17 protein-coding genes and 1 pseudogene are annotated in these 22,027 nt (G+C 69.2%); 10 read left to right on the top strand and 8 right to left on the bottom strand.

Translation table 11 applies throughout. The features are described from left to right. The first annotated feature begins 112 nt into the window (after nt 1-112). From EKO23_RS19785 to EKO23_RS19765, 5 genes are read left to right on the top strand one after another with little or no spacing between them, the layout of a single operon-like run. A complete protein-coding gene (locus EKO23_RS19785; RefSeq protein WP_134719922.1) occupies nt 113-682 on the top strand; it encodes an RNA polymerase sigma factor in 570 nt (189 codons plus the stop codon). Then, nucleotides 679-1,518: a cupin domain-containing protein gene (locus EKO23_RS19780; protein WP_134719920.1), complete on the top strand. Its 840-nt coding sequence runs from the start codon at nt 679-681 to the stop codon at nt 1,516-1,518. The genes EKO23_RS19785 and EKO23_RS19780 overlap by 4 nt, the downstream gene beginning before the upstream one ends. Next, nucleotides 1,515-2,390, top strand: a complete 876-nt coding sequence (locus EKO23_RS19775; RefSeq protein WP_134719918.1) for an ATP-binding cassette domain-containing protein — start codon at nt 1,515-1,517, stop codon at nt 2,388-2,390. Before EKO23_RS19780 ends, EKO23_RS19775 begins: the two co-directional genes overlap by 4 nt. Next, nucleotides 2,387-3,298, top strand: coding sequence for a hypothetical protein (locus tag EKO23_RS19770; RefSeq protein ID WP_134719916.1), 912 nt, complete (start codon nt 2,387-2,389; stop codon nt 3,296-3,298). The genes EKO23_RS19775 and EKO23_RS19770 overlap by 4 nt, the downstream gene beginning before the upstream one ends. After that, nucleotides 3,295-3,906, top strand: a complete 612-nt coding sequence (locus EKO23_RS19765; protein ID WP_134719915.1) for a hypothetical protein — start codon at nt 3,295-3,297, stop codon at nt 3,904-3,906. Before EKO23_RS19770 ends, EKO23_RS19765 begins: the two co-directional genes overlap by 4 nt. A gap of 423 nt (nt 3,907-4,329) precedes the next feature. Here EKO23_RS19765 and EKO23_RS19760 read toward each other — a convergent pair whose 3' ends face one another. Together EKO23_RS19760 and EKO23_RS19755 are read right to left on the bottom strand one after the other, a co-directional pair. After that, entirely contained in the window at nt 4,330-5,061 is a 732-nt protein-coding gene (locus EKO23_RS19760; protein WP_134719912.1) for an AAA family ATPase, read from the bottom strand. 14 nt (nt 5,062-5,075) lie between these two features. Continuing rightward, a complete protein-coding gene (locus EKO23_RS19755; protein WP_246051201.1) occupies nt 5,076-6,410 on the bottom strand; it encodes a GH1 family beta-glucosidase in 1,335 nt (444 codons plus the stop codon). 85 nt (nt 6,411-6,495) lie between these two features. On the opposite strand from EKO23_RS19755, the gene EKO23_RS19750 reads away from it, so the two are divergent. Further along, nucleotides 6,496-7,875, top strand: coding sequence for a pyridoxal phosphate-dependent decarboxylase family protein (locus EKO23_RS19750; RefSeq protein ID WP_134719908.1), 1,380 nt, complete (start codon nt 6,496-6,498; stop codon nt 7,873-7,875). A gap of 12 nt (nt 7,876-7,887) precedes the next feature. Here the strand turns inward: EKO23_RS19750 and EKO23_RS19745 are convergent, their stop codons facing one another. The 3 genes from EKO23_RS19745 to EKO23_RS19735 are packed head-to-tail and all read right to left on the bottom strand — an operon-like array spanning nt 7,888 to nt 10,744. Beyond that, the gene (locus EKO23_RS19745) at nt 7,888-8,787 is read right to left on the bottom strand and encodes a hypothetical protein (protein ID WP_134719904.1); all 900 of its coding nucleotides are present in this window, start codon (nt 8,785-8,787) and stop codon (nt 7,888-7,890) included. Next, on the bottom strand, nt 8,784-9,710 hold the full coding sequence (locus EKO23_RS19740) for a glycosyltransferase family 2 protein (protein ID WP_134719903.1): 927 nt from the start codon (nt 9,708-9,710) through the stop codon (nt 8,784-8,786). The genes EKO23_RS19745 and EKO23_RS19740 overlap by 4 nt, the downstream gene beginning before the upstream one ends. Further along, nucleotides 9,707-10,744: a sulfotransferase family protein gene (locus EKO23_RS19735; RefSeq protein ID WP_134719901.1), complete on the bottom strand. Its 1,038-nt coding sequence runs from the start codon at nt 10,742-10,744 to the stop codon at nt 9,707-9,709. The genes EKO23_RS19740 and EKO23_RS19735 overlap by 4 nt, the downstream gene beginning before the upstream one ends. 191 nt (nt 10,745-10,935) lie before the next feature. Here EKO23_RS19735 and EKO23_RS19730 point away from each other — a divergent pair, with 191 nt between their 5' ends. The 4 genes from EKO23_RS19730 (at nt 10,936) to wecB (ending at nt 15,837) form a co-directional block, all read left to right on the top strand. After that, on the top strand, nt 10,936-12,102 hold the full coding sequence (locus tag EKO23_RS19730) for a glycoside hydrolase family 16 protein (RefSeq protein ID WP_134719899.1): 1,167 nt from the start codon (nt 10,936-10,938) through the stop codon (nt 12,100-12,102). Further along, nucleotides 12,099-13,301 carry a glycoside hydrolase family 16 protein gene (locus EKO23_RS19725; protein ID WP_134719898.1) on the top strand — a complete coding sequence of 401 codons (1,203 nt, stop codon included), beginning with the start codon at nt 12,099-12,101 and terminating at the stop codon, nt 13,299-13,301. Before EKO23_RS19730 ends, EKO23_RS19725 begins: the two co-directional genes overlap by 4 nt. Nucleotides 13,302-13,640: 339 nt before the next feature. Beyond that, a complete protein-coding gene (locus EKO23_RS19720) occupies nt 13,641-14,603 on the top strand; it encodes a glycoside hydrolase family 16 protein (protein ID WP_167880567.1) in 963 nt (320 codons plus the stop codon). A 49-nt stretch (nt 14,604-14,652) separates the two neighbouring features. Further along, nucleotides 14,653-15,837 (top strand): non-hydrolyzing UDP-N-acetylglucosamine 2-epimerase, encoded by a 1,185-nt coding sequence (wecB, locus tag EKO23_RS19715; protein WP_134719894.1) that lies wholly within the window; start codon nt 14,653-14,655, stop codon nt 15,835-15,837. A 57-nt stretch (nt 15,838-15,894) separates the two neighbouring features. Here wecB and EKO23_RS19710 read toward each other — a convergent pair whose 3' ends face one another. The 3 genes and pseudogenes from EKO23_RS19710 to EKO23_RS26745 all read right to left on the bottom strand — a co-directional run. Then, complete coding sequence (locus EKO23_RS19710; protein ID WP_167880566.1) at nt 15,895-20,403, bottom strand: FkbM family methyltransferase; 4,509 nt, start codon at nt 20,401-20,403, stop codon at nt 15,895-15,897. 529 nt (nt 20,404-20,932) lie between these two features. Next, the gene (locus tag EKO23_RS25925) at nt 20,933-21,580 is read right to left on the bottom strand and encodes a transposase (protein ID WP_246051200.1); all 648 of its coding nucleotides are present in this window, start codon (nt 21,578-21,580) and stop codon (nt 20,933-20,935) included. 58 nt (nt 21,581-21,638) lie between these two features. Next, nucleotides 21,639-21,995 (bottom strand): annotated as a pseudogene (locus EKO23_RS26745) (hypothetical protein); the annotation flags it as partial. Nucleotides 21,996-22,027: the final 32 nt, after the last annotated feature.

Below are 22,027 nucleotides of genomic sequence, written 5' to 3'. Positions count from 1 at the left end.
GGACATGTCACACGGCTGCAATTGCGGCTTCCCGACGATCGCCGCGCTGGCCTGACCCCGGCGAATTCCGCGTCCGGGAACCTTTCCCGCCCCGCGGTGCGACAGTCGGGTTATGGAAGCACCCGAGACCACCGACGCGGAGCTCGTGAGGGCCCTGTCCGGCGGTGACCTGGGTGCCCTGCGCGCGCTGTACGACCGGCACGCGCCGTGGCTGTCCGTGCGGCTCCGACGCCGGTGCAGCGACCCGGACGTGGTCGCGGACGCGCTCCAGGACTGCTTCGTCGCGGTCTGGAAGGAGTCCGGCCGCTGGCGCGGCGAGGGCGAGGTGGCGGCCTGGATCTGGGGGATCGCCGTCCGCCGCCTGATCTCCCGCCTCCGCGCCGGCGAGCGGGGTGCCGCGCGCCTCGTCGTACGCCGGCCGGTCGAAGCGGCCACGCCGGCCGTGGCCGCGGAGCCGAGCGCCGAGGAGCTGGTGCTGCTCGGCATCGAGTACGGCGGTCTCGGTGACGCACTCGACCGGCTCAGCCCGGAGATGCGGGCGGTGGTCGAGGCGACCGTGCTCGACGGCCTCACCAGCAAGGAGGCCGCGCAGCTGCTCGGCATCCCCCAGAACACCGTGAAGACCCGGCTGCACCGGGCGAAGGCGCAGCTGCGCCAGGACCTCGCAGGAGGTGTGACATGACGATCTCTCCGGAGCGCGGCTGGCACGCGGACGACGCCCTCCTCGCGGCGTACGTCGCCGGCCGCACCCGCCCGCCCGTGACCGCCTCGGTGGAGATGCACCTGCTCGGGTGCGCGACATGCCGGGCCGGCATCGCGGCGCTGGTCGACGCCGACCCGCTGCGCGGTGTCTGGGACCGGGTCGTCGACGAGGTGCAGTCGCCGCAGCCCGGGCCGGTCGAGCGAGTCGCCGCCCACGTCGGCCTCTCCGGCCGCGACGCGCTGCTGGTGGCGGCCGCGCCCGCGGTGCGCGGCGCCTGGCTACTCGGGCTGCTGGTCTGCCTGCTCTTCTCGATCCTCGCGGCCACCCAGGGCGCTCCCCAGGGATCGACGCTGTTCCTCGTGGTCGCGCCGCTGGTGCCCGTCGCCGCAGTCGCGTTCGCCTACGGCCAGGACGTCGACCCCCTGTGGGAGACCACGCTCGCGGCGCCGTACTCCCCGCTCCGGCTGGTGCTGCTGCGGTCGGTGTCCGTGGTGGCGGTGGCGCTGCCGCTGGCCCTGGTCGCCGCCCCGGTGCTGCCCGGTCCACCGTGGGTGGCGGGTGCCTGGCTGCTGCCGGCCGCCGCCTGCTGCGCGCTGACGCTCGCGCTGTCGACCTGGGTCGACGTCGGGCGCGCCGCGCTGGGCGTGGGCGGCGTGTGGGCGTCCGCCGTGGTCGCGGTCGCCGGTCCCCTCGGCCGGGCCGTGCAGGTGCTCGACGCGCCGGTGCTCCCGGCGTACCTGATCCTCGCCGTCGCCGCCTCCGCGGTGTTCTGGCTCCGCTGTGACCGTCTCTCACTCCTGGGGAGGACCTCATGACGACACCGAGCATCCAGCTCGTCGGCGTGGGCCGCCGCTACGGCCCGACGACCGTCCTCGACGGACTCGACCTCGACCTCACCCCGGGCGTGACCGGGCTGCTCGGCCCGAACGGCGCCGGCAAGACCACGCTGCTGCGGATCCTCTCCACCGTGCTCGCGCCGAGCTCCGGCCACTGCCGGATCCTGGGCTTCGACCCGGCCGACCCGGACCAGCGGACCGAGATCCGGCGCCGGCTCGGGTACCTGCCGCAGGAGAGCGGCTACCCGCGCGGCTTCACCGCCTTCCGATACGTCGACTACGTGGCCGCCCTCAAGGAGTGGACCGAGCGCGACAGCCGGCATGCCGAGGTACGCCGGGTGCTCGCGCTGGTCGGCCTCGACGACCTTGCCGCGAAGCGGATGCGCACCCTCTCCGGAGGGCAGCGGCGCCGGGCTGCCCTGGCCCAGGCCCTGCTCGGCTCGCCGGACCTGCTGGTGCTCGACGAGCCGACCACCGGCCTCGACCCCGAGCAACGGGCCTCGCTGCGCGGCGTGCTCTCCGGCGCGGGCCACCGGTCGACGGTCCTGCTCGCGACCCACCAGACCGAGGACGTGGCCGCGCTGTGCGAGCGGGTGATCGTGCTCGACGCCGGCCGCATCCTCTACGACGGCGCGGTCACCGCGCTGGTCGGCACCGCGACCGGCAAGGTGTGGCACGCGGACGAGGAGCAGGCCGCCGCGCTGTCGTCCTGGCGCACCGGGACCGGTCGCTACCGCCACGTCGCGCTCGACCCGCCGGAGGACGTGGAGCTCGCCGAGCCGACCCTCGAGGACGCCTACCTCCTGCTGCGCGCGCAGGCCGTGCGCGACCGGGCGGGGGTGACCGCATGACCACCGTGGCCGTCTCTCCCGCCCCCGTGGCGCAGGTCGAGGAGCGCCGCGTGCTGTGGTGCCTGGCCCGCTACGAAGCGCTGCGGCTGCTCCGGCACCCGCTGTTCGTGGTCGCCGCACTGCTGTTCGTGCTGATCGCGGTGACCACCCCGTTCTCGGAGTACGCCAACGCCGACTACGACACCGCCGCCCACGGCACCGAGACCAACCTCGACTGGCCCGTGCTGCCGGCGTTCTTCCTGGGACTCGGGGGCCTGCTCGCGATGAACCGGATCACCAGCAGCTCCGGCCGCGCCGGCGACGTCGTCCGCTCGGTCCCCGTCCCCGGCCCGCGCCGGACCCTGGCACTGTGCATCGCCTGCCTGGTGCCGGCCGCGCTCGCGCTGCTCGGGGCGGCGTACGTCTTCGTGTTCTGGATGGTGGACCCGCCGGTCCAAAGCGAGAACTGGGGCGAGTTCAGCAACGCCGAGCTGGTGGCGCTGATGGCGCAAGGGGTGCTCGCGGCCCTGGGTGGCTCGCTGCTGGGGGTGCTCGTCGCGCGATGGTGGCGATGGCCGACGGCGGCCGCGGTGACCTGCGTCCTGCTGATCCTGTGGTCGGTCTCCAGCCTGGCTCCGGACAAGAACCTGCTGCTGACCCTGAACCACGTGGCCGCGCCGTTCTCGCTCGTCGCGTCCAACGGAGAGAACTACTCGTGGCACATGGGCGGCAGCCTGGTGTGGAAGGCGCCGTACCTGCTGGGACTCTGCGGACTCGCAGTCATCGGCGCCTGTGCCAGGGACGCCGAGGGGCAGCTGCGACGGCGGCTCGTGCGTGCGGCCTGGCTGGTCGGCGGTTTCACGGTCGCCTGCCTGCTGGCCGGCACGGTCCTCGGCCCCGACGGCTTCTACAGCTGGGACCACCGGTGAGCCGGGCCGCCACCGTCACGCGTGCGGAGCTGGAGGCCGTGCGCTGGGGACCGGTGGCGGCGGCCGCGCTGACCGCGGCAGGACTGGTGGCACTGGACCTGACCGTGTGGCCGCGGGGACCGGGGTCCGAGCTGACCTGGCTGGTCGCCGGCCTGCTCGGGGGGTCAGCGGCGCTGGCGCTGGACGACCCCGCGGCCACGGTGACGCGCGCCGTACCGGCCGGCGTGCGCATGCGGACCGCGATCCGCCTGGGGGTGGCTGCGCTCGTGGTGGTGGCCTGGTGCGGGTACGCCGCCCGGGTCGTCGCCGCGGTCCGCGCCGACGGCGGGACCGTGTCCTGGCCGGCGCTCGCCCTGGTCGGGCTGGCCTTGGTGTGCGCCGCGACCGGAGCTTCCGCGGTGCTCGGCGCCGGGGCCGAGCCGGGCGCGGCCGTCGCCGGGGCCGCGGTGCTCGTCGCGCTCGGCCTGATGGTGGTGCCGCTGCCCTGGTCCGTCGCGCCGTACGACGTGGGGTCGGCGGGGACGCGGGAGACCGTGCTGTGGCTGGGGGTGGCGGTGCTGGGGGTCGGCGGGCTGGTGTGGGGAGCCCGCGACCCGCAGCGTCGCTAGGTCCCGAGCGCCTCGTGGGCGGTGTCGTGGGGCCGCAATTGCAGCCGTATTGCACGTTTCGCCGTGCCGGATCTGTCATTCGGCTGCAATTGCAGTTGCGTGACAGGCCGCCGCCGACCCCACATGTCGTGGGGCCGCAATTGCAGCCGTATTGCACGTTTCGGGGCCGCGGATCTGACATAGGGACGCAATTGCAGCCGCGGGACAGGTCGGACACCGCCCGGACATGTCATACGGCGGCAATTGCGGGCACGTGACAGGTCCGGGCGGCGCACCCATGTCATGCGGCTGCAATTGCGGCCCCATGACAATTCGGCCGCCGCGCGGGCACGTCGTACGGCTGCAATTGCAGCGGCATGACAGTTCCCGAACCCGCGGACGTGTCGTGCGGCTGCAATTGCGGCCTCCCGACAGCGGGCCGCCTCACTCGTCGGGGTCGAGCACGTGGCGCAGGTACCGCATCGGCTCGTCGAGGTAGCGCCGCCAGTGCTCGACCAGCTCGAGGTCCTGCCACGCCGCCCGGCGGATCCCCCAGGGGCCGACCTCGAGGATCAACGCGTCCGGCAGGGCCGCCAGCAGCGGTGAGTGCGTCGCGCACAGCACCTGGGCGCCGCCGGCCGCGAGCTCGTGCAGGGTGCCGACCAGGGCGACCTGCGCGCTGAAGGAGAGCGCGGCCTCGGGCTCGTCGAGGCAGTACAACCCCGGCGAGTCGAAGCGGGTGCGCAGCACCTCGAGGAACGACTCGCCGTGGCTCATCTCGTGGAACCGCGCTTCGCGTGCGAGGCGGTGCTCCTCGTGGCGCGTGAAGTAACCGTGCATGGTCTCCGCCCGCAGGAAGAAGCCCCACCGCGGCGCACCCGCCGAGCGCTCGAGCGTGATCCAGCGGTGCAGCGGCGACTCCGACGCCCGGGTCCCCTCCTGGGCGACGTGGCGCGTGCCGCCCTCCGCTGCCAGGCCGAACGCCATGGCCACCGCCTCGACCAGCGTCGACTTGCCGGTGCCGTTCTCGCCCACCAGGAACGTCACGCCGGCCGGGAGGTCGAGGCCGTCACGCAGCACCTGCGCGACCGCGGGGACGGACGCCGGCCAGTCGCCGCCGCCCGGCGGGGCCAGGTCGTTCGGGACGACCCGGCGCACCGGCCGCTGGTCACGCACGGCGGGCGGCCGGCTCAGGACCCGCGGACGGCGCGGATGGTGTCGCGGTACCAGCCGTAGGACCTCTTGGGGTAGCGGCGCTGCGTCTCGTAGTCGACGTACACGAGGCCGAAGCGCTGGGTGTAGCCGTCGGCCCACTCGAAGTTGTCCAGGATCGACCACTGGTAGTAGCCGCGTACGTCGACGCCCGCGGCGATCGCGTCGCCGATCGCGGCCAGGTGGGCGTCGAGGTAGTCGATCCGGGGCTGGTCGTCGACGACGCCGTCGGCGTCCGGGCCCATGACGTAGGAGCAGCCGTTCTCGGTGATGTAGACCGGCGGCAGGTCGGGGTAGCGCTGCTTGAGCCCGACCAGGCACTGGCGGAAGCCGTCGGGCACCACGGGCCAGCCGAAGTCGGTGGTCGGGACGCCCGGCATGTCGACGTATGCGTACGGCAGGTCGTCGCCCTCCGCGGGGGCCGCGACGAGCTGTGGGTTGTAGAAGTTGAGGCCGTAGAAGTCGAGGGGCGCGCCGATCGCGGCGAGGTCCTGCTCGACCGGGCCGGGCATCAGCTCCGCGAAGCCCTCGGGGTAGCTGCCGAGCAGGATCGGGTCGCCGAACAGGTGGTTCCAGATGGTGTCGGCCATGGACGCGGCCGCCACGTCGGCGTCGGCGTCGCTGGCCGGCCACATCGGGCTGTGGTTGGTGGCGGTGCCGACCGCGGTCGCCCTCGCGGCTCGCAGCGCCTGGACCGCGCGACCGTGGCCGAGCAGCAGGTGGTGGACGGCCGGCATCGCGTCGAACACCAGTGCCTCGCCCGGCGCGAACCGGCCGATCGCATAGCCGAGGAGGCCGCACACGTTCGGCTCGTTGACCGGGACCCACTGCTGGACCCGGTCGCCGAAGCGCATGCCGCACAGGGCGGCGTACTCACCGAACCGCTCGGCGGTCTCCCGGTTCAGCCAGCTGCCCTTGTCGTCCTGCAACGCCTGCGGGAGGTCCCAGTGGTAGAGCGTCGCCATCGGTGCGATGCCGGCCGCGAGCAGCTCGTCGAGCAGCCGGTCGTAGAACGCCAGTCCCTCGGCGTTCGGGCGACCGCGGCCCTCGGGCTGGATGCGCGGCCAGGCGATCGAGAACCGGTAGCCCTGCACGCCGAGGTCCTTCAGCAGGCCGACGTCCTCGGCGTACCGGTGGTAGTGGTCGCAGGCGACCGCCCCGCTCGAGCCGTCCTTGATCCGGCCCTCCTCGGCGCAGAAGGTGTCCCAGATGCTGGGGCCGCGGCCGCCCTCGGCGACCGCCCCCTCGATCTGGTACGACGCCGTGCTGGCGCCGAAGGTGAAGTCGGGCGGCAGGTTCCAGCGGTTCGTCACGTCTCGCAACCTAGCGGCTGGGGCGGCCCCCGGGGCACCCCTTCTCGTCATGGCGGGCACCGGCGGCCGGGAGCAGACTGTCCGGATGGCGGAGAGCAACGAAGCCCCCGACGCGGCGCTCGACCGCGCCCACGCGCACACGCTGGCCTGGCTGGCCTCCCTGGACAAGCGACCGGTGCCCCCGCAGGCCTCGGTCGACGCGGTGGTCGCTACGCTCGGCACGGACCTGCCGGAGCAGGGTACGCCGGCCGAGGAGGTGGTCGACCTGCTGGCGACGGCCTGCGAGCCCGGGCTGACCGCCATCCCGTCGGGCCGGTTCTTCGGGTTCGTCATCGGCGGCACCCACCCGGCCGCGCTGGCCACGGACTGGCTGGTCAGCGCCTGGGACCAGAACTCCGGGCTGCGCCGGCTGACTCCGGCGCACAGCGCGGTCGAGGACGTGGCCTCCGCCTGGCTGCTCGACCTGCTCGGCCTTCCCACCGGGAGCGCGGTCGGGTTCGTCACCGGCGCGACCATGTCGAACTTCACCGGGCTGGCCGCCGGGCGTGACGCCGTGCTCCGCCGGGCCGGCTGGGACGTCGCCGAGAAGGGGCTGCAGGGCGCGCCGAGGGTGCGGGTGCTGGTCGGGGCCGAGCGGCACGACACCGTGGACCTGGCGCTGCGCTACCTCGGGCTCGGGCTGCCGGAGGCGGTGCCCGCGGACGACCAGGGCCGGGTGCGCGCGGACGCGCTGCTCGCGGCACTCGCCGAGGACGAAAGCCGGCCGACGGTCGTGGCGCTCCAGGCGGGCAACGTGCACTCCGGGGCGTTCGATCCGTTCGACGAGGTGGTCGACGCCGCGCACGAGCACGGGGCATGGGTGCACGTCGACGGGGCGTTCGGGCTGTGGGCGGCCACCTCGCCGTCGTACCGCGGTCTCACGCGCGGCATGGAGCGCGCGGACTCGTGGACGACCGACGCGCACAAGACGCTCAACGTGCCCTACGACTCGGGCCTCGTGATCGTGCGCGACCCGGCCGCGTTGCGTGCCTCGATGGGCATGCAGGGCGACTACCTGATCCACGACGAGGCGGGCGAGCCGTTCGACAAGGTGCCGGAGATCTCGCGGCGCGGGCGAGCGTTCCCGGTGTGGGCGGTGCTGCGCGCGCTCGGCCGGTCCGGCGTCGTCGAGCTGGTCGACCGGCTGTGCCGGCACGCGACCGCGTTCGCCGAGGGGCTGACGGCGATCCCCGGCACGACCGTCGTGAACGACGTGGTGTTCACCCAGGTCTGTGCGACGTTCGGCAGCGACGCTCGCACGGACGAGGTGGTCCGGCTGCTGCTCGAGGACGGCGAGGCGTGGATGACCGGGTCGACCTGGCGCGGCGAGAAGGTGCTGCGGATCTCGGTGAGCAACTGGTCGACCACCGAGGACGACGTGGCCCGCAGCCTCGCCGCCGTACGCCGCGTGGTCGGGCGCCTCTGAGGCCGCGCCCGGTCAGGACCTGAGCGGGCGCTCGGCCGAGGGCAGCCAGGTCCGCGCGACGTGGTCGACGATGTGGACGCCCTCGGGCGCCTCGATGCGGACGACGCCCTCGAGCTCCGCGTGGCGACCCTCGCGCAGGCAGCTGAACACCTCGAGCTCGCGGACCTTGCGCGGGGTCCGCGAGGGGTCGAAGGCGTCGGTGGTCGTCCAGTGGCTGAACTCGTCGGCGTCCAGCCACTTCAGCTCGAAGCACAGCCCCTGCGGCAACGTGATCTTGCGGATCTCGTCGGAGTGGCGGCGGACCTCCCAGTCGAAGCCCTTGACGTAGGTGAACTCCGGGCCCATCGGATGGATCCAGGGCTCGGTGTTGACCAGCTGCACGTCGAAGTAGCCGACCCGCTCGCTCTCGACGTACAGCGGGTGGTGCTGGAAGACGACGACCGTCGGCTCCGACTCGATCTGCCACAGGAGGTCGCCGATCATCGCGGCGCCCTCCGCGGTGAGGACCATGTCGCCGTCCCACTTCAGGGAGTACGCCGTGCGGGCGTGCGAGAAGGACCAGTTGTAGTAGTGCACGAGGCTGTGCACCGAGTTGGCCGGGGTGGCGAGGTGCTCCGCGCCGCAGCGGCTGACCGGGAACGGGTACGACGTGACGTCGAGGCGGTGGCCGAGCCCGTGGTGGTCCGCGATGGTGCGGGCCAGGTCGGGGGTGCCGTCGATCGAGCCGTTGTCGACGAGGACCGCCCGGTCGACGACGCCCAGCAGAGGCGGCAGCACCCAGGGCAGGTTGCGGGCCTCGTCCTTCACACGCAGCACGGCCGTGAGCCCGTGCGGCAGGTGCACCCGGCCCCAGGGCCAGCGCACGTCGAAGTCCCGCTCACCCTCCCGGTTGCGGATGTCGTCGACGGTCACGAGGCGTTGGCCTGGTGGTCTCGGACCAGCGGGCGCGGGGCGGTGCGCAGCCACTCCATCACGTGGTCGACCACGTGCGTGCCGGCCGGGGACTCGATGCGGTGGACGTGCTCCCGCAGCTGCCAGGTGCCGTCGACGATGGCCCGGAACACGTCGTACTCACGTCGCTTGCGCGGGGTCCGCGGGCTGGTGGCGAAGGCCGAGGGGTCGGTCCAGTGCTCGAACTCGTCGGCGTGGATGCGCTTGAGCTCGAGGCAGACTCCGGCCGGCAACGTGTAGGCGCCGCTGTTGGCCGGGAACTTCAGGAACTCCCACTCGAACGCCTTGACGTAGGAGAACTCGTCGCGGACCGGGTGGCCGTAGTGCTCCACGTTGTGCAGGCCGAGGTCGAGGTACGCGACCTGGTCGCTCGCGACGTACAGGGGGTGCCGCGGGAGGCGGACGGTGACCCGGTGGCGACCGATCTGCCAGGCGAGGTCGGCCAGCATCGCCTCCCCCTCCGGCGTCAGGACCATGTCGCCGTCCCACTTCAGGCCGTACGTCGTCTCGACGTGGTCGAACGCCCAGTTGTTGAAGTGGACCAGGCTGTTCGGCGAGCCGGGCGGGGTGGCGAGGTGCTCCGGGCCGCAGCGGCTGATCAGGGCCGGGTAGTCCAGCACGCGCAGTCGGTCGGACAGCCCGAGGTCCGCCGCCACCTCGCGTGCCACGTCGGGGGTCCCGTCGGTGGACCCGTTGTCCACGAGGACCACCTCGGCGGTGGCCCGCAGCACCGGGGGCAGCGACCAGGGCAGCGCGTCGGCCTCGTTGCGGACCCGGAGGACCGTAGTGATGCCGCGCTGGTCGGGCCGCCGGCGGGCCGGGCCCGGGACAGGTCCGAGGTCGAGGTCACTCCCAGGATCCAGGGACCGAAGAATCGCGGTCACCGGCGATCCGACCTTCCCCGCGGGCGCACCGCGCGGCGGAGTCGGTGGGACAGGCCCGTTGCCGGCGGCACGGGTGCCGGGTCGGGCTTCGACCCGTCGGTGGGCTTGCGCTTCTGGCGGGCGGCCGCCAGCACCGAGGACTGGGCGATCGCCTCGGCCTCCTCGTAGTACTGCGTGTAGCGCGCGCGGAGGTCGTCGAGGCTGGCGTGCAACGACGGACTCTCGAGGTCCTGATCCGCGAGCACCACGAGCTGCTCCCAGGTCTCGTCGGCGAGCTCGCGCAGGCCCTTGGGCACGTCGAGGTCGTCCCACGTCGTCCGCACGCGGTGCAGCGAAGGGTCGATGAGGTCGTGCACGCGCCGGATCTTCGTGGCCGACGCCGAGCGCACGCTCTCGATCCCGAGGCGCTCGCCCAGCGCATAGACCGGCCGGGTCCAGTCGTCGAGGAGGTCGTGGTAGTGGACGAACGCCCGGCGACCGCCGCGGGTGGCCCGCTCGGTGTGCAGCATGGCGTTGACCCAGCTGGCCATCCGGCCGGTCTCGCCGAGAGTCGCGTTGTAGTACTTCTGCTTGCTGCCCACGACCTCGGTCGGGGGGCGGAGCATGACCACGTAGGACTGCTCGACCCCATGCCGCAGCGCCGCCGAGCGCCAGAGGCCGAGGAACCAGGCGAGGCGGGGATCCTTGATGACGACCTCACGGACGTCGTCGGCGTACTGCTCGGCGAGCCAGGTGGACAGTTCCTCCCGGACCCGCTCGAGCGTGCTCATCCGACCGGCGTCGAACCAGGCCTGCGGTCGCGCGTCGGTGACCCGGACGTTGCTCCGCCGCAGCAGCCGGTCGTGGAAGTCGACCACCCACTGGCTCTCACCGAAGCCCTTGGGATTGGTTTCGTCCGGCAGCACCTCGGGCCCGGGAATATGCGCTCCGAGCATCTGCAGCGTGCTGGCGAGCACGCTCGTTCCGCTGCGACCGGACCCGGCGACGAGCAACAGGCGCCGCGGACCGGATGCGGCGGCTCCCGTCTGGGTCATGCGGCCCCCTCAATTCATGTCTCGATCGGCCGCAAGGGTATGCTAGGAGCGCCACAACGGCCGCATCTTGGGAATGTCGCCTGCCTCAGGCGGAGCATCCCGGATAGCCAGATTCACCCATGAGCACCCTAGTTGTCTAGACATGCGTCTACGATGGGGGCGCCCCTCCACCGTCACCACAGGATGTCTCCATGCCGTCTTCCCGCCGCCTGTCCGCGGCCGCCTGCGCCCTGCTCCTGCCGCTGCTGGCGACCGTGACCATCGCCACTGCCGGGGCCGAGCCGGGCGCCCGCGCCGTCCGCCAGACCGCGACCCTGTCGATGCATCCGCAGCTGGCTCAGCCGGGCGCCACGCCCGCCTCGTCTGCCGGCGCGAAGAGCTCGATGACGGCCCGGTTCCGCCCGGTCCGGTCCGGCCGTCCTGTGATCCTCCAGCGGAGGAAGGGAACGGCGTGGGTGAACGTGGCGAAGGCCCGGCAGAACTCGAGCGGCGTCGCGGAGTTCAACGCCCCCTACATGGTGAGCGGCAGGCTCGCGACCTACCGCGCCTACACGGCCTCGTGGCGAGGCCTGGCGAAGAAGGCCACCGCCGCGGCCCGGACCGACCGGTGGGGTGCACCCGACTTCACCGACGAGTTCACCAACCCGGCGACCCTCGGGACGACCTGGAAGGACCGATCCCAAGGCTATGAGTCGGTCGGGTCGCGCAAGTGCGTGAAGTCCGACCCACGAGCCACCTCGGTGGCCGGCGGCGCCCTCCGACTCAGCGTGCTCGACGACCCGGACCGGGCTGACTCGGGTGACCTCGCCAATCGTTGTGACCCGGGCGAGCCGGGCGGCCCGACGTACAACTACCGGCTCACCGGGCACGTGACCACCCAGGGCACCAAGTTCCTCCAGTACGGCTACGTCGCCGCGCGCGTGAGGTTCCAGCGCTACGCCGGTCAGCATGCCGCCGTGTGGATGCAGCCGGAGCCGAGTGTCGCCTCGTCCGACCCGGGTGCGGAGATCGACGTGATCGAGTGGTTCGGTGACCGCACGAACGACAACACCGAGCTGACCAGCCACGTCTACAAGAACGGGACGAAGTACAAGGGGCCGATCACGAACACGGGCCGCTTCACCGCCCGCAACTCCGACTGGTGGACCCGCTACCACGTGTTCTCCGTCGAGTGGACCCCCTCACGCTACGTCTTCCGGATCGACGGCAGGAAGACCATCGAGCAGACCCGCGGGGTCTCGCGGCGCCCTGAATACCTCCTGCTCAGCCTGATCAGCTCCGACTACGAGCTCCCCCTGCAGAAGGGCTCGTTGCCGCAGCACATGTACGTCGACTGGGTGAAGTACTGGAAGCGATGACCACCGCGAACCTCGCCCGCACCCTCACCGGCGCCGCGGCCCTCGCCCTGCTGCCCGCCCTCGTCGGGGGGATCACCTGCTCCTCCGGCCCGGCCGCGGCCAGCGAGACGGTCGCGGCGCGGACAACCCAGACCGCGACGCTGAGCGTCCACCCTCAGCTCGCCCAGCCCGGCACCGGCACCCGTTCCGCTGGCGGCGCCAGGAGCACCGTGACCGCCACCCTCCGGCCCGTCCGGGAGGGCCGGACCGTGCTCCTCCAGCGCCGCACCGGCAGTGGCTGGGACACCGTCGCCGAGGGGCGGGAGAATGGGCGAGGGATCGCCCAGTTCAACGCACCCTTCCGACGCAACGGCGCCTTCCAGACCTATCGTGCGGTGGCCCCGCGGACGGCCTCGCTGGCCCGGATCGCCACCACGGGACAGAGCACCTCGCGCTGGGCGCAGGCTGACTTCACCGACCAGTTCTCGGGAACGACGCTCGGCTCGGCCTGGTCCCAGCGCCGGCAGGACTTCGGTGCCACGCAGTACCGCAAGTGCTCGCGCGGCGGTGTGCCGAGGGCCTCGAGGGTGGGCAACGGGGCGCTCCGCCTCAGCGTGCTGCGCGACGCCGGCCCGAACCCGGCCACGCGCCCGAAGTGCCGCACGCCGTACGGCACCTTCCAGTGGCGGGCCAACGGCCACATCTCCACCAGCGGCACCCAGGCGTTCCGCTACGGCTACGCCGCGGCCCGGATCAAGTTCCAGCCGCGACGCGGCCAGCACGCGGCGTTCTGGATGCAGCCGCAGACCCGGACCGCGACCGAGGGCTCAGCCCGGAACACCGGGGCCGAGATCGACGTCATCGAGTGGTTCGGCAACAACCACCCGCAGGGCGGGCTGACCAGCTTCGTCTACGACTACCCGAACGACGGGCGCGCCGGCGTCACCCCGCGCAAGACGGGCGGCTGGATCAAGAACCCGGGCAGGTTCGGCAAGGACTGGGCCAGCAGGTACCACGTCTTCTCGGTGCAGTGGACGCCCAACGTCTACATCTTCCGGATCGACGGCAAGGAGACCTTCCGCACCACGCGCGGTGTCTCCGGTCAGCCGCAGTACCTCATCCTGAGCCTGCTCAGCTCCGACTACGAGATCCCGCACCTCAGGCCCGGCAAGCTGCCTCAACACATGTACGTCGACTGGGTCCGGTACTGGGAGCGCTAGCCCGGCAAGGAACCGGCTTCGGCGTGGCAACGACCCACCACCTAACATGGCCGGGTCCGTCCCCGTCTCCGGAGATCCATGTCTGCTTCCCGTGTGCGATCCGCCCTCGCCGCGCTCGTCCTTGGTTCGGCACTGACCGCGGCGTGCACGTCCAACGACTCCGGTTCGCCGGGACGGCAGGGAGGCGACCGCGCCGTCGCGAATCGACCGACGCCGCGCTTTGTCGGACTCAAGGCGCACCCCCAGATCGCTCAGCCGGGCCTGCGCCCGGCGCCGGCTGCTGAGGCCCTCACAGCTCTCACAGCTGTGTCGCGTCCACCCCAGAAGGGTCGGAAGCTCGTGCTCGAGCGCCAGGTCGGTGGCTCCTGGGAACGAGTGGACGCGGTCCGGCAGGGCCGTGAGGGACGGGCCGAGTTCACCGCCCCTTACTCGATCGAGGGGGAGCCTGTCGTCTATCGCGCGACCGTCGTCGGCCAGGGCGGACACCCGTCTCTGTCGAGCAAGCCGCAAGCGTCCGATCGCTGGGGCGAGCCCGACTTCAGTGATGAGTTCGACGGCAACGCCCTGGACGACACGTGGAGCAACCGCTTGCAGGGGTACCTTCCCGACAGCCATCGCGCCTGCTCGAAGGCCGACGATCGTGCTGTCGGCGTCTCAGGAGGCACTGTCAAACTGAGCGTCCTGCTCGACCCGGACCGGGTCGGTGACCGCTGCGCCAGCGACGAGGGCAACTTTGCCTATCGGCTGAACGGCCACATCTCCACCGAGCAAAGTCGCTCGTTCCTCTACGGCTACTTCGCAGCGCGCGTGAAGTTCCAGCATCGACGCGGCCAACACGGCGCGTTCTGGCTCCAGGTCAAGTCACGCGCCGCGACAACCGGACCGGCCACGCAGACCGGATCCGAGGTCGACGTCATCGAGTGGTTCGGGCACAAGCACCCCTCCGGGGGCCTGACCAGCTTCGTCTACGACTATCCGACAGAGGCCGGACGGAAGACCGGGGGCTTCGTCCGAAAGCCGGAGCGCTTCGGCGACGACTGGGCCTCGACGTTCCACGTCTTCTCGGTCGAGTGGACTCCCAGGAAGTACGTCTTCCGCATCGACGGCCAGCGGAGCTACCAGACCGACCGCGGCGTCTCGGGCCGCCCGGAGTTCATGATCCTGAGCCTGCTCAGCTCGGACTACGAGATCCCACACCTGGGCAAGGACAGCAGGCTTCCCCAGACGATGGCCGTCGACTGGGTGCGGCACTGGCCGCTCTCACATTCAGGGGTGGCACCTCCAGTGGGACAGGGCAGTTGATAACGTCATCCACGGCTGACGAAGGCATGCTTGGAGGCACGGCGAGTTCATGCGACGCGTAATTTCGGTCTACGGGACAAGACCAGAGGCCATCAAGATGGCGCCACTGGTGTCAGCGTTGAACGATGACCCCGACATTGAACACTTGGTCGCAGTCTCGGGCCAGCACAGACACATGCTGGATCAAGTGAACCGGCATTTCGGGATCGTCCCGGACCACGATCTTGACATCATCAGGGAGTCGCAGGGTCTTTCGGACATCTTCACAAGGACCATGGAGGGGCTTACCCCCGTCCTTGAGTCGTTTCGCCCTGAAGCCTTAATAGTGCAGGGTGACACTTCGACGAGCACCGCGGCCGCACTCGCGGCTTTCTATTCTAAAGTGCCGGTCATCCATGTCGAGGCGGGCCTGCGCAGTCGCGACCTACGGTCACCCTTCCCCGAAGAGGGAAACCGTCGACTGACCGCGCAGGTCACCGCACTACACCTGGCTCCGACGCAGACAAGCCGCGAGAACCTGCTCGAAGAGGGAACTGACCCGACCTCGATCGCAGTAACGGGCAACACCGTGATCGATGCCCTCCTGGAAGTGGTGAAGCACCGAGTCCCGTTCGAGGATGACCACCTGGCTGAAATCGTCGGATCGCAACAACCGATCGTTCTCGTGACGCTGCACCGCCGTGAGAACCAGGGCGAGGGCATGCACTCTGCCGCGCGTGCAATCGGACGAGTGGCCCGGCGGCATCCCTCATGGCAGTTCGTGTTTCCGGTCCATCGCAGTCCGTCCGTCCGTGCCGCCGTGCTACCCGGCCTCCAAGGCATCGACAACGTACTTCTCATTGAGCCGCTCGACTACGGCCAGTTCACGCACCTCCTCTCGGCCTGTCAGTTGGTACTGACGGACTCGGGAGGTATCCAGGAAGAGGCCCCTGCGCTCGGAAAGCCGGTTCTCGTCTTGCGCGACACGACTGAACGCCCCGAAGCCGTCGTAGCCGGAACCGTCAAGCTGGTGGGAACGGATGAACACCGCCTGTTCGAGGAAGCTGATCGACTCATAACGGACTCCACCGCCTACGCAACGATGGCCAATGCCGTGAATCCGTACGGCGACGGCCGAGCAACGAGGCGATGCGCGGCCGCGGTTAGACAGCTGTTGGACCTCGGTCGGCGAGAGCCCGATTTTGCTCCTGACCTCCTCGGCAGATCTGGCCTCCTCGGGGCGTCCCGCGCCTGAAGATGCAGGCGGTGCCCGTCGGGCAGCGGGCACTCCCACTGCCACTGCCCGACCTCGTCAGGCCCGCGCCACCAGCGCCAGCTCCTGCGGAAGGACGACTGACGTCGCCGTCTGCTGCCTTACTCGGGCCGCTGCCGCCGCCGACTTGGCCGTGAACTTGTCCGGGTTGTGATAGAGGTCCCTGATTGCGTCCGCGAGGCCAGTCGCGTCATCGAGCCCGGCGAGGTACCCCTCGCGGTCTGACACGAACTCAGGTATCGCCGTCACGCCGCTTGTCACCGGAACCAGCCCGGACGACATTGCCTCGTCTTTGGAAACACCTTGCGCATCCATCCGGGTGGGAGCCAGGAAAACACCGTATTGACGATGAAGGGAAGCGATCTCGCCTTGAGTAAGGAAGCCCCTGGTCACCTCCACGTTCGGCAGTCCCATGATCGGCTTCATCGTCTCTTCGAACAGCGGTCCGTCACCGATGAAGCGGAAATGCAGCTCGTCGAACCAAGGTTCTGTTGACAGATCAAGGACAGCGGCGACAGACAGGTCATTCGCATACTTGGCCGATGCGAACGGCCGAATCGACAGGATCCGGAGACGATCCTGCCGTTGCTTGGGCACATAGCCGAACAACGAGGTGTTCACTGGGTTGTGGACGACGTGAACTTGGTCTTCGGGGATCGATCGGTTCAGGTCGTCCATGACTTCATCTGCAAAGTAGCGCGAGACAAATACAAAGTGCGTCTTCGCGGGTAGGTCGTCGACGAGCCCCCGCCAGAATGCCTGTCGAAGCTCCGACGCTTCCTTGGCCCGCTCAAGTTCGGTCGAGTTAGTGAAGTTGAACCTTCTCCTCCACCAAGGTTGAACCTCGGCCCCGTGCACCCACACAGTGACTTTCAAGTCGTCGGCATACTCCCGCAGGACCGCCCACATGGCAGGGTTGAGAAAGTGGACCAGAACGTGCTTGTGATGGCCGTTCTCCAAGGTCGCCCTGAGGGCATGAGTGGACCCCGTTGTCACCTCGACACCCTCGAACTCGTGGTAGCCAAGGGGCTCACCTTCCTTGAATCTGAAGACGTCCACGGCCAGACCGGCGTCCCTGTACTCACGCACCCGTGAGTGCACGAAACCATTTCGGTAGAGGTCCTCGTACGACGGGTAGTTGTCAGTGAGCACGAGATACTCCCCAGTGCCAGGCATGATGGGTGGGTCCACCACGGGGTGATCCAGGGCAAACTCGTGGACCTTTCCGGCACCGGGACCTCGCAAACGCAACGCAAAGCCGACCTCAATCGCCTCCTGTGGCACCGGCAAGGCGACGCCACGATTGGACGGCCTGACGGTGGAATGCACCACGTTCCCACTGGAGTCGAAGTATCGAATCGCCATCATCAGGTCAAGGTCCCCGGAAGTCTCGAGGCGCAACTTCAACTCACCGTCGTGAGCAATCTCTGTGACCGGGATCCGTCGACGAAGCCACCAGTAGATGTGCTTGTCTTCCGGCAGACCTGACGTATAGGCGACAGTCTCGCCGGACACCTCCACGCTGACGTCGTCTCTCGGCCCACGCACGTCCAGCATCGCCTGGGTGGACAGCACGAGGCGCTCACGCTGAGCCGGCTCCCCACCCGAAGTTTCGACAAAGCGGTGCACGTCCTCGAGCCTGTAGCCCGTGCTCATAGTCGTCGAGGACCCGAGCAACTCCTCGAGTTGTGCAGCCTCAAGCGCTGCGCCGTCCCAACAGTAGTCAAACCGATCGATCGTGAATTGCGAGAAGCCCGCTAGGGTTTCGGGCTCATCTTCGAGAAGCGAACCGGCTCGCACCTCGTCGCATGCCTCACGCGCAACCAGAGACGTCCGCGCCAACAATCCGTGGCAGCCGGTGTAGGCCCACCCATTCGTCGGCTTGACCAATGTCCCCTCCTCGACTGCGGCAAAGGACGCGCGACCTACGACTTGGTCGCCCGAGTAGAGCGATGCGAGGACGAGGTCCAGCAGGTACGTGGGACCGTGCCAATCCTTCGCGTTCATGACGGCCAGCCCCACCGCTCCGGAACAGAACTCAGCCGAAGGCCGCGCGCCGAGGTGAGCCGGCGAGATGTACGTGAGCCCCTCGGCCTCGAGGCGGGCGATGGCGGCGCGATCGTCGGTCACGAATGTGGTGTCCACGGCCACACCCGTCTGGCGAGCCAGTGCCGTGCGTGCCCTTTCAACATCCTCCGCGCCATCCACGACGAAGAGGACACCCACCGACGGCTCCTCCAAGCGGAAGGGCCTTCCGGAAGCAGAGGCAAGCAGGAAGTCCCTGCGAGCCGCCCATGTGTGCTCCTGGTGCACCTTCCGGACGCCCATGAGACGCAGCCGATCGTATGCTTCGGGGTCCGCCGATAGCTCCGTGAGCGTCCGGCTCGTCCACTCCCGGCTGTCCCCCATGGGAATCAGATCTCCCAGCATCACTCTCAGGCCATGCGCATAGTTCGACACCGTCACTGTGCCGGAGGCTAGTAGTTCGTATGCCCGCCGGGCGAACATGCTCTGCGAGCCCTTGATCGAGTTCAGGTTCATGGCGAACCGATAACCCTTGTAAGCCACGTCGAGGTCATCCGGCGCGAGCGTACCCACGATGAGGTGTTCGTACTGCTCTGGAAATCGGTATTCGTCGTGCGTCGTGCCCAACATGCGGTCGTAAATGTCGACGGGCATGACGTCCGACGCGCCCTCAAGAAGCTGCTCCAGATCCCGCATGCGCGCCCGATAACGGGTGTAGTAACCACCTGCGAACGCCAACCCTGGACGGCGCCTTCTGCTTTCGCGAGGGTTGTGCACGCGTGGTTGACACGCAAAGGGCATGAAGTGCACGCGATCATGACCGAGGACTGCTCGATAGCGCGGCACGCAATCGATGTCGGTCGTGTAGACGTGGTCGAACTCGGCCGCAGTGCGCACAAAGGTCTCGAAGTGCGGTGGGTCCTCCTTGTTCCAGAAGAGCCTGGGAATCCCCTTCCGCTCGCAGTACGCGAGGATATCCCGGAGCTCTTGCGGCAGGTGCGGGACCGTGTTGTGCCAAGCGCCGGTCATACCTCTCCAGGCAGATTCGACGAACAGGATGTCCGGTTCGAATTCGACGATTGCCTCTTCCCAGGAGTGGGGCAGCAGGTCCAGCCACTCACACTCGTGGGACAGCCCATGGCGCGTGAAGTCATCCGTGATCGCTGCGATTCGAGGCCGAGGTCCGCCGCCAGCTAGTCGCAGATCAAGAGCCGCACCAGCGCGACGCGCGATCTCCTCGCGCCTGCCGAGCGCCTCGAGGTCAAAACCCCGAGGTCCACCCTTCGGGACGAGGATGTGGTAAGGGCTAGGACTGGTCGAGCGAGCGGCGGGCTGAGGACCAGCGGGGCGAGCGGCGCGAGAGATGGGTTCGCGGGCGACCTCCGTCCTTGTGCTCTGCGAACCTCCGCGGGCCGGCGACCGCATGATGCCGACCGAGTCACGGGCGAGCCTGGCGACACCTCGAGGGCTCCTTCCCGCGTCCCGCAACGCTCTGCTCATACGAACCGAGCGACTGTTCTCGAGATCCTTCAGCGCTGCCTGAAGGCGGCGGATCTTGCGACGCAGGTGCTTGGACTCTTGCGCGTTCTTCCGTTCGCGATGACGGGCGAGCTTGGCGTTCTCCTTGCCGATGCGTGCGATCTCCTGATGTTTCGCTCTCACCTCTGCCGCGGCATCCGCGAGCCTCTGCTCCAGCTCGTCCCTCTGCCTTCGATAGACGAGCGCCTCTCCCCGCACTCGTTCGAAAGCTGCCTGAGCACTCTTGAACTGGAAAGTACGTTCATCGAGCCCTTCACGCAGGGTGATGATCTCGTCCCTTGTCACGGCTTCCCGGTCCTTTGACCTCTTCAGGAACCCCGACATCCGACGATAACGATCCTCCAGTGCGTAACGGGCGTGCACGCTGCGCCGAAGTGCGTCTCGGACGCTCCCTTGGGGCGCATCATCAACAGGGCGAAAGAGATGCGTGGGCGTGGCGTTGAACGTGTCAGCCAGGCCGTATCCACGTTCGAGCAACCAGGCCTCTACCTCGTCGAACTCGTCACGGTCAAGACACTCGACGTACAACAGGGGGTTGTCGTTCGCCATGATGGTTTGCGCGCCGGTAAGAACATCGAGCTCCATACCTTCGACGTCGATCTTGATCGCGCGCACCTTGCCCGGAAGCTGCTCGTCGTCCAGACGTCGGATCTCGAAGGGTCCATCCGGGTCCTCGGTGACGGTCTGGCCGCCGAGGTTCGTCTGGTCGAGGTCGTCGAGTCGCCCGCGGAGGCTTTTGGCCCCTAACGCACAGTGCCGCACCTCGACCCGCTCCTCGACGCCACCGAGACGTGCACTCTCGAGGATCGCCTCGACGAGCTCGACGTTTGGCTCGAAGGCAATCACCCGGGCACTTGTGGCATGCGCAAGGAACAGGGCATGGTTTCCGATGTTCGCTCCAACGTCCAGGACGAGCTCGCCATCACCCAGGAAGGTCACCATTGCCTCGAGCATTTCCAGCTCGTAGGGCTCCCCGGTGCGCATGACACCACCCTGTATGTAATCGGTCTGGTGGTGAGGCAGCACAATCGGGTATGCGAGGTCATGCCAATGAACCTCAGTCATCGGAAGCTCTGCATCCATGTCGCGGTGGGTCAACAACACTCCCTGTGGCCGGCCGACACATCCCCTCGTGCCAGGCGATTCCCCGAGGTTATGCGACGTCAATCGGACTCGCACCAGCGGACCGGCCGCCAGCGTGCCCCGGCATGCGTTTTGATATGGGCGGTGGTGGTGTCAAGCCCAGGGTGAGGCGCCGGCGGGGATTGGTTTCCTGCCGGCGCCTCGTGCTTCGTCGGCTCGTGTAGGTGAGCGTGTCGTTGGCGACGCGCGGTCAGACTGATATGCGCGGGTTGGTTACCGCAGGACGGTGTTTCGGCTGGAGCGGTTCCGCTGGTCTAGGGGCGAGCGTCGGCTCGGGGCCTGCTCATAGAACGGTCGCGGGTCGCTCCCCGCGCTGCCACCCTCTGAGGCGACGAAGCAGCTCGGTTCAGCAACTCATCGGTTCAGCAATTCATCGGTCGTCGAGGACGGCGAGCGACCAACACCAGCCCGCCAGCTCGCGGGCGATCGCGGTGTTGGCGACCGTGCTCTTCTTGTTGCGGTCGATGAACCTCACCCACCGCTGGTGCAGTCGACGGTTGCCTTGGTCACCGCGGACCCGGGCTGCGGCGGGTGCGAGGTCCCAGCGTTCGCGCATCGTCTTCCCGACGCGGTAGCGAGGGCGGTGGTGCCAGGCGGCCTCGATCAGGAGTCGACGCACGTGTCGGTTGCCGGTCTTGGTGATCGGCCCCTGGGTCCTCGAGGTCCCCGAGGAGTACTCGGAGGGGACCAGCCCGACGAAGGAGCCGATGGTGTTGCCGGTGAAGCGATCCCAGTCGCCGATCTCCACGGCGAGAGCGAACCCGGTCAGGGTACCGATCCCGCGCAGGCACCCGAGCCGGTGCACCATCGGGGTGAACTCACTGGTCGCGGCCATCTGCTCGATGTGCCCATCGAGGCGGTCGCGACGGGCCTTGGTGGCCAAGACCGTCTCGTAGCCGGCGTCGAAGGCCTCCCGCGTGGCCGCAGAGGTCAGCTGCGACCATGCGTGGTGGCGCAGCCAGAGGTCGTGCTTGCCGGTCCAGGCATCGCCATCGAAGTAGACGATCCCGTGCCGCATCAAACAGCTTGGAAAGCCGATGCCGCGCCCGCATCAGATCGCCGCGGCAGTCCTCGCGGGCTCGGACCAGGTCCCGAGCGGCCTCCTGCTCGGCAGTCGGGATCGCCACCGCGGTGATCTCATCGAGCCGCAACAACCGGGCCAGGCGCGCCGCGTCCCGGGCGTCGGTCTTGACCCGATCGCCGGGCGGCTTGTGCAGTTTCGAGGGTGCCGCGACTTCACACCGGATGCCCGCCGCCGTCAGGTGTCGATAGAGCCCGAACCCGGTCGGGCCGGCCTCGTAGGTCACCGCCACCGGGCCCGGCCTGGACTGCACCCACGACCGGATGTGGTCATAGGACGGCGTCAGTCTGGTCTGGCACGGCTCGCCCGTGGCGCCATCGATCGCCGCAGCCGCGACCGATCGGGCGTGCACGTCGAGCCCCACACTCGTACGCTCGGTAAACA

This window comes from Nocardioides guangzhouensis (assembly GCF_004519545.1).
Taxonomy (GTDB): domain Bacteria; phylum Actinomycetota; class Actinomycetes; order Propionibacteriales; family Nocardioidaceae; genus Nocardioides; species Nocardioides guangzhouensis.
The sequence above is the reverse complement of the archived record's forward strand: the minus strand, read 5'-3'. Positions and strand labels throughout refer to the sequence as shown.

Coding starts and splice junctions, on each gene's coding strand:
- EKO23_RS19785 (WP_134719922.1), top strand. CDS start 113: ATGGAAGCACCCGAGACCACCGACGCGGAGCTCGTGAGGGCCCTGTCC.
- EKO23_RS19780 (WP_134719920.1), top strand. CDS start 679: ATGACGATCTCTCCGGAGCGCGGCTGGCACGCGGACGACGCCCTCCTC.
- EKO23_RS19775 (WP_134719918.1), top strand. CDS start 1,515: ATGACGACACCGAGCATCCAGCTCGTCGGCGTGGGCCGCCGCTACGGC.
- EKO23_RS19770 (WP_134719916.1), top strand. CDS start 2,387: ATGACCACCGTGGCCGTCTCTCCCGCCCCCGTGGCGCAGGTCGAGGAG.
- EKO23_RS19750 (WP_134719908.1), top strand. CDS start 6,496: ATGGCGGAGAGCAACGAAGCCCCCGACGCGGCGCTCGACCGCGCCCAC.
- EKO23_RS19735 (WP_134719901.1), bottom strand. CDS start 10,744: ATGACCCAGACGGGAGCCGCCGCATCCGGTCCGCGGCGCCTGTTGCTC.
- EKO23_RS19730 (WP_134719899.1), top strand. CDS start 10,936: ATGCCGTCTTCCCGCCGCCTGTCCGCGGCCGCCTGCGCCCTGCTCCTG.
- EKO23_RS19725 (WP_134719898.1), top strand. CDS start 12,099: ATGACCACCGCGAACCTCGCCCGCACCCTCACCGGCGCCGCGGCCCTC.
- wecB (WP_134719894.1), top strand. CDS start 14,653: ATGCGACGCGTAATTTCGGTCTACGGGACAAGACCAGAGGCCATCAAG.
- EKO23_RS19710 (WP_167880566.1), bottom strand. CDS start 20,403: ATGCGCACCGGGGAGCCCTACGAGCTGGAAATGCTCGAGGCAATGGTG.
- EKO23_RS25925 (WP_246051200.1), bottom strand. CDS start 21,580: ATGCGGCACGGGATCGTCTACTTCGATGGCGATGCCTGGACCGGCAAG.